A 14,702-nucleotide genomic window follows, 5' to 3' on the forward strand; every position below is an offset into this window, starting at 1 on the left:
TGCAGTTGGACGGAACGCGCGGCTGGGTTGAACGCGCCATCAAAAAAATCGCGACCTGGCGCAACTCCGTCCGAATCCTTCTGTAGTCGTGATCGAGAACCCACTCGGAAGGAAGGAACATGTACGACATCGCCGTGATTGGCGCCGGAATGGCGGGGATGGCCACCGCGGCCCGGCTGCAAGCCGCCGGACTGCAAACCCTGGTGCTCGAGGCGCACGGCCTGCCGGGAGGCTGCGCCGGGTATTTTCGCCGATCCGGATTTGCGTTCGACGTGGGGGCGACGACCCTGGTCGACTTCGAACCGAACGGGGTCGGGGGTGAGCTCCTTCGGACCATCGGCATGCCCCCGCTCGATGGCGAGGTGCTCCCGGGCTATGTCGGCTGGCTCCCCGATCGCACCGTGACCCTGCATCGCGATCACGCTCTCTGGGAGTCCGAGCGGCTTCGCGCGCTGGGCGACACCCCCGCGCACCGCGACTTATGGGCGTTCTTCGATGAGTTGGCCTCGGTCTTCTGGACGGCCAGCCGCCGGGGCGTGAAGCTCCCCATTCGGAGTTTGGCGGACGCCCTCTCGGCCGCAAAGGCGCTCGGCCTTCGCCATCTCCCGCTCGCGCGCTACCTCTCGTGGACGGTGGGGGACGCGCTGCGCGCACGGGGCCTCCAGGACGATGCACCGCTGCGCGCGCTGCTATCGATGCTGATCGAGGACACCGTGCACGGCACCCTGGACCAGGCGCCGCTCCTCAACGGCGTGCTCGGCGCCACCATTCGTGGGGCCGGGCTCACCCGCGCCCGCGGCGGAATGTACGGCTTCTGGCGCCGCTTCACCGCGCACTACCGGCGCACGGGCGGTGAGCTCCGGGTGGGCACCACGGTCACGGCCATTCGTGGGACGGAGGGCGATTTCACGGTCGAGACCAGCCGCGGCCCATTTCGCGCGCACCGGATCGTGAGCGCGCTCCCGGCGCAGCTCACGGCCCGCATCGGACCCGCGGAGGTGAGGGAAGCGCTCGCGCCGTTTCTCCGGCGCGATCGCGACGCGGTGGGCGGCGCGCTGGTGGTGTTTTTGGGCGTGCCCGAGGAGGAAGTGACCGGCGTGCCCTGGACGCACCATCAACTGCTCCAGAGCTACGACGCGCCCCTCGGCGATGGAAACAACATGTTCATCTCGGTCTCCGCGCCAGGCGACACCGAGAGCGCCCCCGCGGGGCATCGCGCGGTGATGATCTCGACCCATTGCGAGCTCGCGCCGTGGGAGGGCCTCACCGACGAGGCGTACGCGCGGAGCAAGCGCGAGGCGGGCGAGCGGCTCGTCGGCCTCGCCCGGCGCGTCTATCCAAACCTCGGAAGCGCGCCGCAGATCCATCGCGTTGGCACCCCGCGAACCTACGAGCGCTTCACCCGCCGGCTGCGCGGCGCCGTGGGCGGATTTCGGCTCTCGCAAAAGAACGCGAATCAAAACGCCATTCCGCACGACATTGGCATGCGCGGCTTTTGGCTCTGCGGGGACACCACGTGGCCCGGCCTGGGGACCGTCGCCTGCGTGCTCGGCAGCCGCATCGTGGCGACCTCCGTGCTCGGCGGCCGCGCGGAGCAAGCGTATTTCCGCCCTTCGCTCTCGGAGGCGTCGCATGGTGCGTAGCGCCCGATTGCCCACCATCAGCCGATTGGGGCGCGATCTGCTCGAGACCCGTTCCAGCCAGCGGTGGAGGACCCTCGCGCGTCCCTTCGGGCTCCTCGGGCTCTACGCCGTCGCGTACCGCATGGGGTGGTGGTTCGCGACGCCCGCCATCGTCTTTCTCGTCTTCGTGGCGATCGTCACCTCGGCGCACGACGTCGTCCATGGCTCGCTGGGCCTCGGTCGCCGGGGCACCGAGTGGGCGCTCTTCGCGCTGGGCGCGGTGCTGCTCGCCAGCGGCCACTCCTACCGCACCAGCCACTTGCAACATCATCGCGTCTTCCCGGGGCCGGACGATCCCGAAGGCGATCCTGCGCGCATGACGTTCTGGGGAGCCGTACGGCACGGCCCGTCGTTCTTGCCGCGCCTATGGTATTGGGCGTGGAAGCGTTCCTGCGGCCGCGAGCGTCGCTGGCTCCTCGCCGAAGCGCTTTGGGCCGCGCTGGTGCTTTTCGCCGGCATCGCCCTCTGGCCCGCGACCCACGCCGTTCTCGTCTACGCGGCCATGGTCCACTCGGGCGCATGGGTCTTTCCATTGCTCACCGTGCACCTACCGCATCGCGACTACGGCGAGACCCCGCTGACCCAAACACACACGCTCCGCGGCCGCATCGTCCCGGCGCTCTTTCTCGAGCTCACGTACCACCTCGAGCATCATCTTTATCCTCAAGTGCCGAGTCACAACCTGGCCAAGCTCTCGCGGCGCCTGGATCCCGTCTTTCGCGAAGCGGGCGTGGTGCCCTGGCGTGTACCTTGAACGGGCTCACGATCGCGCCTTCGGTCGGAACGGCGCCGTGAGCTGATCCCAATAGCCGGTCGGATAATCGGGTTCGTCGCCGATTCCAAAGTCGTCGGACGTGAAGCGGCGTTTTTCGTCGAACGACCATGTTCCGAGCAAGAAGTCCCAGAGGTTCGTGAAGAGCCCGAAATTCACGTCGCCGATCCCTGGCCACTTCTGGTGGTGGAATCGATGCCCTTTGTTCAGCGCCAACACGTATCCCATGGGCCCGGTCGCGTAGTCCGCGTTGGAGTGCTGGAGGAGCAGCTGGATGGCCGTGGCGAGGGCGAGCAGCGAAGCGACCCCCGGCGGAATGCCGAGCACGACGAGCGGCGCGACCCCCACCGTCAGCTCGATCGCCTGATGGACGGGGTGTTTCATCAATCCGTTGAACCCATAGTGGCGTTTGACCGAATGATGAACGGCATGAAAGCGCCAGAGAAGCGGGATACGGTGGCTGGCCCAATGGGTGATCGTGACACCGAAGTCCAAGACGAGGATGGCCAGGCCGAGCTGCACGGCGAGAGGCCAGCCCGACGGCCAGAGCCCGCCCCAAGGCGCGAGCCCAGCGACCAGGGGCAAGGCGCTGACGCTCGCGACGTTCGCGACCTCGTTCACCAAAAAGTGCGTCCAATCGCGGCCCACGTCGTCGTGCGACTGATTCCAATGCTCGTTGTACGGAATGACCCGTTCGACGAGAAAAGAGGCGCCGATGGCCACCACGAGCACCAAAACGAGGAGGTGGCGCGGGTAGCCGGACGCGACCAACCAAACGCCCACTCCATTGAGCACCACCAACATGAAAATGGGATAAACGACGCGCAGGAGCGGTCGCAGGATCGTCGTCGGGGGCGAAGGCGCTGTACTATGCATGCTCCCACCATGGCGCGACCGCGACCGCGCGCGCTTGGAAGAACGTGCTATTCGACCCAGTCCGTCCCGCGCGCGATCTCCGAGGGGGTCAAGCCGAATGTCGCGTGAAAGACATTGCTCAAGTGCGCGCTGTCCGTAAAGCCCGCTGCGTGCGCGGCCTCGGTCAGGTTCGCGCCCCGGCGCACCTGCTCGGCGGCCACCTTCAAGCGCAGCCAGCGAACATAGGGCCGCAGCGGCATACCGATTTGCTCCCGAAAGAGGTGCATCAAACGACTTTCGGACATGCCAACACGCCGCGCGATGTCGCGCGCGCGGACGCTGCCAGCTCGTACGAGCGAAGGCAGGAGCTCCAGCGCATCCCGAATCGCGGGGTGAAGGGCCGACGTGGCTCCGACGGGCTTCGCTTTTTCGAAGGCGAGGAGCAGGCGCTCCGTTGCCCGCCGGAGATCCCTTGGATCGTCGAGGCCGACCGACGGCAGGCCTTGCGCCGCAGTTCGCCATCCAAGCGATCCCGATGCGCCCACCAACGATTGCAGGGACGCGCCGACATCGCTCTCCGGATCGACGTACAGGAGCAGCGCCCATGGACATGGCGCTCGGATCGCGTGGTGGGTATCCGCCGGAATGACGAAGGCGGATCCCACCTCGGCGGAGCCTGCGCGGTCGACCATCTCCAGCTTGGAGCCGCCCCGCGCCAGCGCGATCTGAACGGCGTGGTGGACGTGAAGGTTCGTCACGCCCACGGCGCCCAGGTACGCGAATACGCGATCGGAGAAGAAGACGGAACCTTTCCACGAGCTCGACACGCCGAGCAGTTTACCCGCTCCGTCCGGGTTCGCTCGACGGACTCCAGGTCTCGAGGGAGTCGATCGCCTCGATGTCCTCGGATGAAAGGCCGGTCACGCTCGCTTGCAGCTCGTCGCCCGGGCGCCACCATGTGGGTGGCTCCGCTTCCGCGAGCGGCGGGCAGAATAGATCGCCCGGATCGGACGGCTCTTCGCCCGCGACGACCCGGTCGAGCAGCGCGCACCAGGCGCCATAGCGCGACAGAAGGATCCGGTCCTTCCGCGCCGTCCACGTGACCATGCGCAGGCCCGCGCGATTGCAGGGGTCGAGGCCGAGCAGGAGATCGATCGTCTCCCGCGTTGGGGGTTGGTGCCACGAAAGGCAAGAATGCCAAGCCCAAATGGGCGGCCGATCGACGCGATCACGCTCCTCGGTCACCCCGCGCTCGCGCATTTTTTCGAGCACCCACCGGTACGCGGGGATCCAGCGTGGCTCGACGCGCTCCCAGGACGGCTGGCCGTATCCGGTCCTCCGAGCCTCCGCGATGAGCTCCTCGTGCGCAACGGTCCACAATCTCACGTGTGCCACGTTCATCTCCGGAACAGGCAATGACCGAGGCAGCCTTGGCACTGCAGGGGCGCAGCGGCGCGCGCGGCGGCCTGGCAGGTCGCGGCGTTCAGACCGACTCCGGTGTACGGGCCCGAGCACACGCCCGAGGTGCGCAGCGTGAGGCAGCTCTGACCGCCGCTGGTGAAGACGTCGCGGTGCTGGCAGCTGCAACGCCCGAGGCGGGGGAGCGCCGCGGTGACGATCCCACATTGCCCTTGGCATTCTTGCGCCATATCCGAGCCGCTTTCGGCAGCCGCCGTGGCGGCGATGGCGCATTCCTGCGCACCGGACGAGACGGAGGAACCGGCGGGGGCGGAGCACGAGGTGTCGCCCGCGCACGTGAGCTGGATGGTCGTATCCTTCGTGAGGGTTCCGCATCGCGCCGCGCTGCCGGCACCGGCGCTGACCATGGTGCCGAGGCCCTTTGCGCAAGGGGAGCTCAGCTCGATGCACGAGCCCGTGAGGAGCGACGCGTCTCCCGGGTTCAACAGGGAACCATCGGCCGAACCCACCAAACTGTTCGCGTGATTGGACTGCGCCGTCTTGCCGCCGGGCGCCCGCGCGTGGGGCGGGCGCGCTCGCGTATCTTTCTCGAACTGCTCGACGACTTGGCGCGCCTTTGGATTGGCGGCGAAGGAGTTCTCGAGGACAGCCACGTTCAACGTCGCGACGTCCGGCGAATCGGCCGTCGGTGCGCGATCGGTCTTCACCTTCATTCGAGCATGGGACCCCCAACCGGTCACCGATACGCTCGAAACGGTATCCATTCCCGCGCCGTCTTCGCTCTTCTGCCGGAGCTCCACCAACGACTCGTTCGATCCGTTGTAACCTCGAACCACGGCGGTGCCGTCCATCGGATCGATGCGAACGCCCCAAAGGGCCACGCCGAGGGCCGAGCGCGTCTCGTCGCTCGCTTCGGTGACGAGCGGATCGTCGACCGTCGCCGTTGTGCCATCGTCACTCGACGTGCCGCTGCACGCTGCGACGACACAAGCCGTGAAACATGTCATCGCCACACTGACCCCTACGCGAACGCCATAACATCGCATTATCAATCCTTTCGTCGAATTGGCCGACGTATGCGTGCAATGTGCGCACCCAGTGATGCTGTCACGCGATTTCAATGGATATGGCGGATATAGGATTATCCAAGGTAGAGTCACCCCGGAACGAATCGTTCCATGCGCGGAAACCGTTCTTCCATTGGCCCTAAATCATCACAAGGCCGCGCGGAAAGGATCGATGTCGCGGCGGCATATGTCGACTCGACGGCATCGAGGGGCGAATCGAATGGATCGATTCCGCCGGGAGCTCCAGAGGCGCAACTCGGCGATTACTTTTTGCAGCCGCGCGACTGGCTGTCCGAGGTGTAAGCGGGCAGATTGGAAGCGGTCGTCAGCGCGCGATTGCTCGTCGGGCCATCCCGAGCCGTTTCATCTTGCTCTGCAAGGTCGTAGGTTTGATCCCAAGTACGGCCGCAGCGCCGTTCGGGCCATAAATGCGCCCTTCGGTGAGCGCGAGCGCATCTTCGATGCATCGCTTGGCCGCGGCTTGAAAGGTGGATACGGAGCCACGTTTCAGCGCTCGGTCCGGGAGCACGATTTCGAGCGACGCCCCCGTGCTGAGCAGCAGGCTTCGCTCCAGCACGTTCTCGAGCTCGCGAACGTTGCCCGGCCACTCGTAGCTCCGTAAACGCGCGATGGATTTGCGCGATAGCGGGGGTGATGAGCGCCCGAATCGACGCGCGAGGCGGGCGAGGATGTGCGCGGTCAACGCCTCGAGCTCGTCTTTTCGTTCGCGGAGCGGAGGTATCGTGATGGGGAATACGTCCAAACGATAAAGAAGGTCTGCGCGAAAAGCTTGGGCATCGACCATCGCGTGCAGATCGCGATGGGTGGCGGCAAGGATTCGAACGTCGAGTGGGATCGTGCGGTTGCCGCCGACCCTCTCGGCTTCACCGGTCTCGATCACGCGCAGCAGCTTCACCTGCGCGGAGGGCGGAAGCTCGCCCACTTCGTCCAAGAGCAAGGTGCCCATGTGCGCGCGCTCGAATACCCCGGCGCGTCGCTCGGTGGCCCCCGTAAAAGCTCCCTTCTCGTGACCGAACAGCGTGCTCTCCACGAGCCCCGATGGAATCGCGCCGCAGTTGATTCGGATGAACGGCCGCTTCGAACGCGGCGACAATTCATGGATGCGGCGCGCCACCACCTCTTTGCCGGTGCCGGACTCCCCGCAAATGAGCACCGTCGTGTCCTGCCGGGCCACGAGGGGCACGATCTCGGCGAAGATGCGCTGCATGCGCGGATTGGCGGCGACGACCGCCGACGGCAAGAGCTGCCGCAGATCTTCGCGCAGCTGGCGAGTCTGTGTGTGGACGCGCCGGGATAGCTCGGCGACCCGCGCGATGGCGTGAATTTGCCGTAAGGTGGAGCGAAGGACGCGCCCCATCGACTCCAACAGCGCGCGGGTGAGCAGCTCCGACTCCCGTTCCAGAGCGATGGTTGCGCACCCGAGCGCTCCTCCCGAATCGGCGATCGGCACGATGGCCATCGCGGCGGCGCGCTTCGTGTCGAGCAGCCGCGCTCCGCGAAGCATGGCATCGCGAAACCACGACTCCTCGCTCGGGCGAAGCGCCACGACCGCGCTCGTCGTGGCAGATGGCAGGATCTTTCGCGAGCCCGCAGGGCCGAACAGGACGATCTCCACGGTTCGCACCGCGACATAGCGCGACAGCACCTCGTAGGTCGCACGCGCCCACGTCCTCTCCGTGTGGCGGAAGCCGAGCGCCTCCACGAGATCGGTGAGCAGCGCCATCGAAGTGGAAGAGGACGAGCTCACGACCGGCATTCTATGACGATATTTCGTCGTCGTTCACCGAAATATCGGTGCATCCCCTGCTTTCGCTCTTTTTTATAGGGAAAATAGCGCGCCTTCGTGCTGGACCGGTTCCTGCTCGAACCGTGTTGCGCACGGAGCGCAGAACGGAAGGTTTCATGGCGTACGTGATCACCGAGCCTTGCATTGCCACGTGCGACACCGCGTGTGTCGCCGTTTGCCCCGTCGATTGCATTCACGGCCCCATACCCGTGGAGGCGATCGACGCCATCCCCTCGAGCGAGCGGCCCGCACGTCTCGGCCGCGTGCAGCTCTACATCAATCCTACGGAGTGCATTTGCTGCGGGGCCTGCGCCTTGGAATGCCCGGTAAACGCGATCTTCGATGAGGACGACGTGCCTGAAAAATGGTCTGGAGCCATCGAGGAGAACGCTGCCTTCTTTGCTCGATGACGGTTCACGCGCGCGCCGCGATCGGTGACGACCCGGCTGAGCGAAGAGGGCAGGTCGCGGCCAATTGCGGCGGGCGCCGATTCCCGTGCCGGAGGGGCGGCGAGCGGTTGTCGGGGCGGGGGGGCGCCGCTACATTGGGGCGCACCGATTCGAGGAAAACATGGCGCTCTTGAAGATTGCGGACCTGCACGCTTCACTCTCCGACCCGCTGCTCGAGCGGATGAATTTTTTGAACGAGATTACGTTGCGCTATCCGAACGCCATCTCGTTCGGTCCCGGGCGCCCGTACGAGGGGTTCTTCGAGGTCTCACGTCTTCGGGAGTACCTCGATGCGTATGTTGCGTACCTCGAAAAGGATCTGCGGCAGAGCCCCGACGAGGTGACGACGTCGCTCTTTCAGTACGGTCGAACGAACGGGCAAATCCACGAGTTGGTCGCGAAGACCTTGGCCAATGACGAAGGTATTCACGTCGCCAAGGACTCGGTGGTGGTCACGGTGGGGTGCCAGGAGGCGATGTTCATCGTCCTTCGGGCGCTCTTTGCGGCCCCCGAGGACGTGCTTTTGGTGAGCTCACCTTGCTACGTCGGGATCACGGGTGCAGCGCGCTTGCTCGATATCGATATGGCCGCCGTCCCCGAGCGGGATGGCCAGCTCGATGTGGCCGTCTTGCGGCAGACGATCCACGACCTGCGCGCGCGCGGAAAGCGGCCGCGGGCGCTGTATGTCATCCCGGATTTTTCGAATCCCTCGGGCAGCTCCATGTCGCTCGAAAACCGCCGCCAGCTCCTCGCCCTGGCCGGCGACGAGGCCATCGTGATTTTGGAGGACAATCCGTATGGGTTCTTCGTGGGCTCGGGCGACCCCAAGCCGACATTGAAGTCGCTCGATACGGCGCAAAATGTCCTCTACTTCGGCTCGTTCGCCAAGACGTGTTTCCCCTCGGCGCGCGTGGGCTACGTGGTGGCCGATGCGGTGGTGGAGAAGGCGAACGGGGAGCGCGCTCCGTTGGCCGACGAGCTGTCGAAGATCAAGAGCATGATCACGGTGAATACGCCCGCCATTGCGCAAGCGCTGATCGGAGGCATGCTCGTCGCCAACGGGTGCAGGCTTCGCGATACGAATCAGGAGAAGATTGCGTTTTATCGGAACAACATCTCCACCCTCGTTCGCGCGCTCGAGCAGCATTTTCCCGCCGGGCTGCACGGTGCGACGGAGGTTCGCTGGAACATCCCCGAGGGCGGTTTTTTCCTGGTCGTGACCTTGCCCTTCGACGCCGACGACGCGCTGCTCGAGACGTCGGCCCGGGATCACGGGGTGATCTGGACGCCCATGCGCTACTTTTGCCTCGATGGCGCGGGCGACAAACAGCTCCGCCTCTCGTGCAGCTATTTGACCCCCGAGCGCATCGAGGAAGGGGTTTCACGATTGGCCTCCGTCGTCCGGCAGAAGCTCGGACGATGAAGCGCCTTTCGCGCGCGGTGGTGGGGGTTCGGCACCTTCAACCATCCCCGCCGGCGATGGGCGCATTCCAATGCCGCCAGAGCGCCAGCACGCGGACGAGGCAAATGATCGCGGCGCCGGCCAACGATACCGGGCCGGCAGGGAGCGCGAACCGTGCGCCGAATGTGACCAGCATCGCCCCCGGCAGCGCCGCGAGGGCATAAATCTCCCTGCGCAAAACGAATGGGATCTCGCGCAGCAAGAGATCGCGCAAGACACCGCCGCCAATCCCGCCGATCATCCCGATCAGACAAGCCGTGTGCATGGGGGCACCCTGCTCGAGCGCCGTTACCGTGCTGGCGGTGGTGAACAGCCCCAGGCCGACCGCATCGGCCAATAAAATGGCCTTGCGCAACCGGGCAACGTGGGGGTGCAACCAGAACACCGCCAGCCCCGCCCCACCCGAGACCACGAGGTTGCGCCAATCGACCAGCGACGTTGGCGGGTGGATCGCAAGAAGGACATCCCGCGCGATGCCCCCGCCCAACGCCGTGACCATGGCGAGAACGACGACCCCAAACAGATCCAGACGCGCTCGCACAGCGGCGAGCGCCCCCGAGGCACCAATGACCCCAACACCGACAAAGGCCAACAGAGTGAGCAGCACGGGGGCACCGTAGTACCTCTGGTCTCCGCGGCGGCGCATTTTTGCAGTCGGATGGTCGAGCTCGCGTCAGGAAAACCAGAGCACGTGGTCGAACACCTCCCCGAGCGCGGGTGCAGGTCACAGCCGGCGCAGACGATCAAAGCACCGGCGCATGCGCATTCATCGATACGAACCGAGTCGGTACGTCGAGGCGGCCTCGGTCATCGCAGCCCGATGCGCGTCGTCTTGCGCGACCATCTCGCTTCCCCGGAGCGCTTCGAGGGAGGGCGGCACGTGAGCCGGCCAATGGATGGTCATCCACTTTTCGCGACATCGCTGCACGATGAATAGGACCATTCCGAATACCGCTCGTATCGATCGAGACAATCGCGCGCAACGAGAAGAGCCGCCCGCCACCTCCCGCCGCCCCATTCCATCGATCGCCAAATGGCCATCGGCCAGGGTTGCTCCGCTGCGAGCTCGCGCACGGCACGAGGCCAGTGCCATCTCGTCGTCGACGCGACGGTTGCACTGGCATGGGCACACGGATGGTCCGGCGGTTTCGATGAAACGCAGCACGACGGCTGCGTTCTCGTAGCTCAAGACTCTTTTGAGATCGCCAATTTCCATCTCCGCTCCTGCCATAGGTTCGGATCGGTCGATCCATGTGCACCGAATTGACCACCGGATTACCTACACACACGCCGGCGGTTACACGTTGCCGTCGGCGAGCGCGCGAAGCGGTCTGGAATCCAAACACCTGCTTCTTATAGAGATGAGGGGACGCCTTTTGGATCGAACCAACGAAGAATAATTTTCGAACACATTAGCTTCTGCTGCACCCGTTCGACCCGAACGCGCGTTCTCTCGAGAGTGCGGACCGAACATCGACGCGTGGCGTCGATTCCATCGCGTTTGCCGTTTCGAGCGAGAGAGTGCGCACTGTGGTAGCGTGGCTCGATCTTGCTCATTTGAAGGTGAATCCGATGCGCTCTTCTCTTCTTACCTCCCGCTCTCGGCTCATCATGGGGCTCCTCCCAGCACTCCGAGCAGGCATCCGGCGATGGCATTTGCGAACGCGCGATGCGGAGGAAGCTCTTCAGCAAAGCCTGCTCGCGCTGGTGCCCCATATGGATCTGCTCGCGGGCATGCCCGAACGGAAGCGTGCGGCGTACGCTTTTTCCACGGCCTCCCACACCGCGATGGCCCTTCGTAAGCAGGCTGGATTGGAGCGAGCCCGAAGCTCGGGCGACGAGGTCTACGCGTGGGAGCGCGAAGTTGCGCGCAGGTGTATCACCCCGGAGGAGGTGGTGCGCGCCGCCGAGGGCGCCGCGCAGGCATCGCGTGCATTCGAAGCCTTGGCCCCTCAAGACAAAAACATCCTGACGGCCATCAACGATGAGGGGCTGTCGGAGCGCGATGCGGCGCGCGAGCTCGGTATGTCGCGCGGAAATGTCAGCTATCGCCTGCGGCGCGCGCGCGATGTCTTGGCACGCGCATGGTTCGGCACGACGTCGTGATGGATGGAGAGCGCCGCCCTGTTTTAGCGCTGCTCCGCGAAGCTCGTGGTCAACCATGCCCGGACGGCAACCCCGTCTTCGGCGTGGGCGCGACCCGCGTGTTGGTAGCCGTCCAGCGCTTCGTTGGCGAGGCGCCGGGCGCGCTCGCGATCGCCGCCGCTCCGTAAAAGAACGCGTGCAAGGGCGAAGCCGATGGACGCACGAAACTCGAGCCGCGGCGGAGTCGCCTCGTCTTGGAGGAGCTTTGCGGCGCGTTCGAGCGCGGTGAGCGCGTCGGGCAGCCGGCCGAGTTGCTCGTATCCTTCACCGACACACGCGTAGGCCAGCGCCCCATAGACACCTTGTTGCCCGTTCTCCCGTTCGCCGGCTTCGAGCAGTCCGGCACAGAGCGGCAGCGCCTCGCGCTCGCGATGCAGCCGGCGCAAGAGATGCCCCAGCCGAAAACCATATTGAATCGTGTATGGATGGCCGGATCCCATCAGCCGTCTACTGAGCGCCAACCCCTCCTCGAACGTGGTGCGCGCCGCCTCCAGATCCCCGAGCGCCTCCTCGCCGCGAGCGATACCCAGGAGCGTGCCTATCGTGTTTCGAGGGTCGTTCGTGCGCTGAATGGCATACGATCGACGAAGGAGAGGCAAGGCAACCGACGGCTGGCCGTCCTCCAGATAGGCCATCCCCAACTCGAAGAGCGAGAACGCCACATCTGGGCTCTCGGGCGAAGACGCCTGCTCGATGATGCGTAGGGCATGTTGCCCCGCGGCCTTCACGCCGGCACCGTCGCCTTTCTCACTCAAGGTGCGCGCCAGGATCGACAGCGGCAGCTCGAGCTGGGGGTGGTCCTCGCCAAACAGCGCCTCGGTCTCGGCCACGGCCGCTTGCAGGTGGGATATTCCCTTGTCGAGCTGATTGAGGGCTCTCTCCATGCTGGCGAGGTTCTGGTAAATCTCGATACGCCGCACGTCGTTCTCGCCGAAGGCGCGTCGCGCCATGTCCAGGGCCGGTGTCAGCCGTGCGATGGCGCGATCGTATCGGCCGCGCCGGTAGTCGAGGATGCCGAGGATCAGCAAAAGTCGAATATGCGCCGGCCCTCGGGGATCGAAGCGCTCCACCGTGGCCTCGACGAATGGGATCAGACGCTCGATCTCGTTGGGATTCCCTTTTTGAACGCCGACGATCGCGATCAACTCGAGCCAAACCAGCGGCAACAGCCGTTCGTGGCCGCTCGATTCGGCCTCCACGAGCGCCTGAACGATGCTCGCCTCCGACGCATCGTAATCGCCGCCGGTGCCTTGCGCGCTGCTGAGGCGATAGAGCGCTTCGGCGGCGAGCCTCCGATCGTGCTGCTCGCGCGCCAGCTCGAGCGCTTGCTGCGCGGCCTCCTTGCTCGGGGCAGCCTTCATCGCATCCTCGAGCGCCTTACTCTGCGCCAGAAGATCGCGAACTCGCCCGACGGTGACCGCTGTATCGTCGTCGTAAGCGGGTATCGGCGTGAGCGCGAGCGCCGCTGCGTCGATGCAGGTCGATAGCGACCCGAGTTGGACGAGAATGTCGGGCGCACGAAGACGTACGTCCCGATCGCCGCCCGCGAGCACGTCGGTCACCGCGCGCAGCTCCCGCCGCCGCTCCTCGATGCACATCGCGCCTCGTGCGCGGGTGGCTTGGTCCTCCGCGCGCCACCGCCCTGCGCTTCGGCACAGGTCCACGCGCGTATGCTTCCATTGATCCGCATAGACGTCGAGCGCAGTCGCGACCTTGTTCCAGATATCACGACCGAACGCTCTCCCATCGCCGGCGAGCGCACTTTCGACCTTCTCGCGGCGGGGCACGTCCCAGATCCCGGCGAGTGCCTGCGTCGCGTCCGCGTCGCAGCGCTGCGCTCGATACGCCTGGACGACCGGCCACCCAATGAGGCCCGCCGCGACGCTCACGATGGTCGCGGACGCGATCCCGCGCCGCCGGCGTCGTCGTGGAACGCGGGCCAGTTCGTCGAGCAGGTTTCCAAGCGACGGATAGCGATGGGCGGGCTCGCGCGATAGGCCACGACCGAGCACGCGTAAATAGCCGGGATCCAACCGCCGGCTCGGCGTCTCGATTTTGCCCGCGCAGAGCGCCACCATCGAGAGATTCCCATTTTGGTCGAGAAAGGGATGCCGCCCAAACAGCGCTTCATACGCCACGCTGGCGAAGCTGAATTGATCGCTGCGCGCATCGGTGCCCAACCCCAGGTACTGCTCGGGCGCCATGTACGCGGGCGTCCCAATGCACTCACCCGTTTCGGTGATGCGCCGATCCAACGGCGACGCCGGCGCCTCGCCCGGCAAGGTCAGGAGCTCGTCGGCTTTGCGCGCATCGGCGGCGCGCGCCAGCCCAAAATCGACGACCTTGGCGCGATATTCACGGTCGATCAGCACATTTTCGGGTTTGAAGTCGCGATGCACCAAGCCGGCGCGATGCGCTGCGGCGAGCCCGCGGCCCGCCTGATCGAGCAGCCGCAGCAACTTTTTCGGGTCATGCTCCTCACGCAACAGCACGTCGCGCAAGGTGCAGCCCTCGATCAGCTCCATGGCAAAGAACACGTGCTCGCGATACTCACCGACATCGAATACGCTGACGACATGCGGGTGGACCACACGCGCCAACGCCTGCGCCTCCCGCAAGAGCAGCAGTCGATGCGACTCGTCGCCTGCCATGCTCGGCTCGACCCGGATGAGTTTCACCGCCACGCTGCGATTGAGCTTCGGATCGTAGGCGCGATAGACGCTGCCCATTCCCCCCGTGCCGATCAAATCGATCACGAGATAGCGGCCAACGTACATACCCGGCCGAAGGTCGGGCGTCCTCGGACGGTCCTCCGGCGACGCCGACGGCGACCCGAATGGAGATTTGGGCGCACTTTCCCGGACGAGCACCGCCCATGCGCGGTCGCAGGTGGGGCATTCCGCCAAGTGCGCTTCGATGGGGGCTCGCGACCGACCTTCCAGTTTTCCCCCGACCAAGGCGAGAAAATCGTCATTCGAAGGGCATTCCATCTCCGCCGTCGCCTCCCCTCATCGCCACGTCCGAGTGGGATATCGAGGCTATTC

General features: G+C 65.5%; 12 protein-coding genes. 5 read left to right on the top strand and 7 right to left on the bottom strand.

The annotated features are described in order from the left end of the window. Positions 1 to 119 precede the first annotated feature (119 nt). Both LZC94_03005 and LZC94_03010 read left to right on the top strand, forming a co-directional pair. Complete coding sequence (locus LZC94_03005) at positions 120 to 1,643, top strand: NAD(P)/FAD-dependent oxidoreductase (GenBank protein ID WXB16250.1); 1,524 nt, start codon at positions 120 to 122, stop codon at positions 1,641 to 1,643. Then, entirely contained in the window at positions 1,633 to 2,436 is an 804-nt protein-coding gene (locus LZC94_03010; protein WXB16251.1) for a fatty acid desaturase, read from the top strand. The genes LZC94_03005 and LZC94_03010 overlap by 11 nt, the downstream gene beginning before the upstream one ends. 6 nt (positions 2,437 to 2,442) lie before the next feature. On the opposite strand, the gene LZC94_03015 is transcribed toward LZC94_03010, so the two are convergent. The 5 genes from LZC94_03015 to LZC94_03035 all read right to left on the bottom strand — a co-directional run bounded on the left by LZC94_03015 (position 2,443) and on the right by LZC94_03035 (position 7,563). Continuing rightward, entirely contained in the window at positions 2,443 to 3,330 is an 888-nt protein-coding gene (locus tag LZC94_03015; GenBank protein WXB16252.1) for a sterol desaturase family protein, read from the bottom strand. Between the two features lie 47 nt (positions 3,331 to 3,377). Beyond that, a complete protein-coding gene (locus LZC94_03020; protein ID WXB16253.1) occupies positions 3,378 to 4,136 on the bottom strand; it encodes a helix-turn-helix transcriptional regulator in 759 nt (252 codons plus the stop codon). Positions 4,137 to 4,146: 10 nt separating this feature from the next. Further along, entirely contained in the window at positions 4,147 to 4,695 is a 549-nt protein-coding gene (locus LZC94_03025; protein WXB16254.1) for a DUF3841 domain-containing protein, read from the bottom strand. A gap of 11 nt (positions 4,696 to 4,706) precedes the next feature. Next, on the bottom strand, positions 4,707 to 5,735 hold the full coding sequence (locus tag LZC94_03030) for a hypothetical protein (GenBank protein WXB16255.1): 1,029 nt from the start codon (positions 5,733 to 5,735) through the stop codon (positions 4,707 to 4,709). Positions 5,736 to 6,120: 385 nt separating this feature from the next. Further along, positions 6,121 to 7,563 (bottom strand): sigma-54 dependent transcriptional regulator, encoded by a 1,443-nt coding sequence (locus tag LZC94_03035; protein ID WXB16256.1) that lies wholly within the window; start codon positions 7,561 to 7,563, stop codon positions 6,121 to 6,123. A 248-nt stretch (positions 7,564 to 7,811) separates the two neighbouring features. On the opposite strand from LZC94_03035, the gene LZC94_03040 reads away from it, so the two are divergent. Continuing rightward, on the top strand, positions 7,812 to 8,012 hold the full coding sequence (locus tag LZC94_03040; GenBank protein WXB16257.1) for a 4Fe-4S binding protein: 201 nt from the start codon (positions 7,812 to 7,814) through the stop codon (positions 8,010 to 8,012). A 160-nt stretch (positions 8,013 to 8,172) separates the two neighbouring features. Then, positions 8,173 to 9,474 (top strand): PLP-dependent aminotransferase family protein, encoded by a 1,302-nt coding sequence (locus LZC94_03045; GenBank protein ID WXB16258.1) that lies wholly within the window; start codon positions 8,173 to 8,175, stop codon positions 9,472 to 9,474. A 37-nt stretch (positions 9,475 to 9,511) separates the two neighbouring features. Here LZC94_03045 and LZC94_03050 read toward each other — a convergent pair whose 3' ends face one another. Further along, on the bottom strand, positions 9,512 to 10,120 hold the full coding sequence (locus tag LZC94_03050) for a TRIC cation channel family protein (protein WXB16259.1): 609 nt from the start codon (positions 10,118 to 10,120) through the stop codon (positions 9,512 to 9,514). A 965-nt stretch (positions 10,121 to 11,085) separates the two neighbouring features. Here LZC94_03050 and LZC94_03055 point away from each other — a divergent pair. Further along, positions 11,086 to 11,619: a sigma-70 family RNA polymerase sigma factor gene (locus tag LZC94_03055; GenBank protein WXB16260.1), complete on the top strand. Its 534-nt coding sequence runs from the start codon at positions 11,086 to 11,088 to the stop codon at positions 11,617 to 11,619. Positions 11,620 to 11,642: 23 nt separating this feature from the next. Here the strand turns inward: LZC94_03055 and LZC94_03060 are convergent, their stop codons facing one another. Continuing rightward, positions 11,643 to 14,414: a serine/threonine-protein kinase gene (locus LZC94_03060; protein ID WXB16261.1), complete on the bottom strand. Its 2,772-nt coding sequence runs from the start codon at positions 14,412 to 14,414 to the stop codon at positions 11,643 to 11,645. Positions 14,415 to 14,702 lie beyond the last annotated feature (288 nt).

It is taken from the genome of Sorangiineae bacterium MSr11954 (genome assembly GCA_037157815.1).
In the GTDB taxonomy this organism is placed as follows: domain Bacteria; phylum Myxococcota_A; class Polyangia; order Polyangiales; family Polyangiaceae; genus Pendulispora; species Pendulispora albinea.

What these genes read in the sequence shown, in the direction of transcription:
- LZC94_03015 (WXB16252.1), bottom strand. Translation starts at nt 3,330, where the DNA reads ATGCATAGTACAGCGCCTTCGCCCCCGACGACGATCCTGCGACCGCTC.
- LZC94_03030 (WXB16255.1), bottom strand. Translation starts at nt 5,735, where the DNA reads ATGACATGTTTCACGGCTTGTGTCGTCGCAGCGTGCAGCGGCACGTCG.
- LZC94_03055 (WXB16260.1), top strand. Translation starts at nt 11,086, where the DNA reads ATGCGCTCTTCTCTTCTTACCTCCCGCTCTCGGCTCATCATGGGGCTC.
- LZC94_03010 (WXB16251.1), top strand. Translation starts at nt 1,633, where the DNA reads ATGGTGCGTAGCGCCCGATTGCCCACCATCAGCCGATTGGGGCGCGAT.
- LZC94_03005 (WXB16250.1), top strand. Translation starts at nt 120, where the DNA reads ATGTACGACATCGCCGTGATTGGCGCCGGAATGGCGGGGATGGCCACC.
- LZC94_03045 (WXB16258.1), top strand. Translation starts at nt 8,173, where the DNA reads ATGGCGCTCTTGAAGATTGCGGACCTGCACGCTTCACTCTCCGACCCG.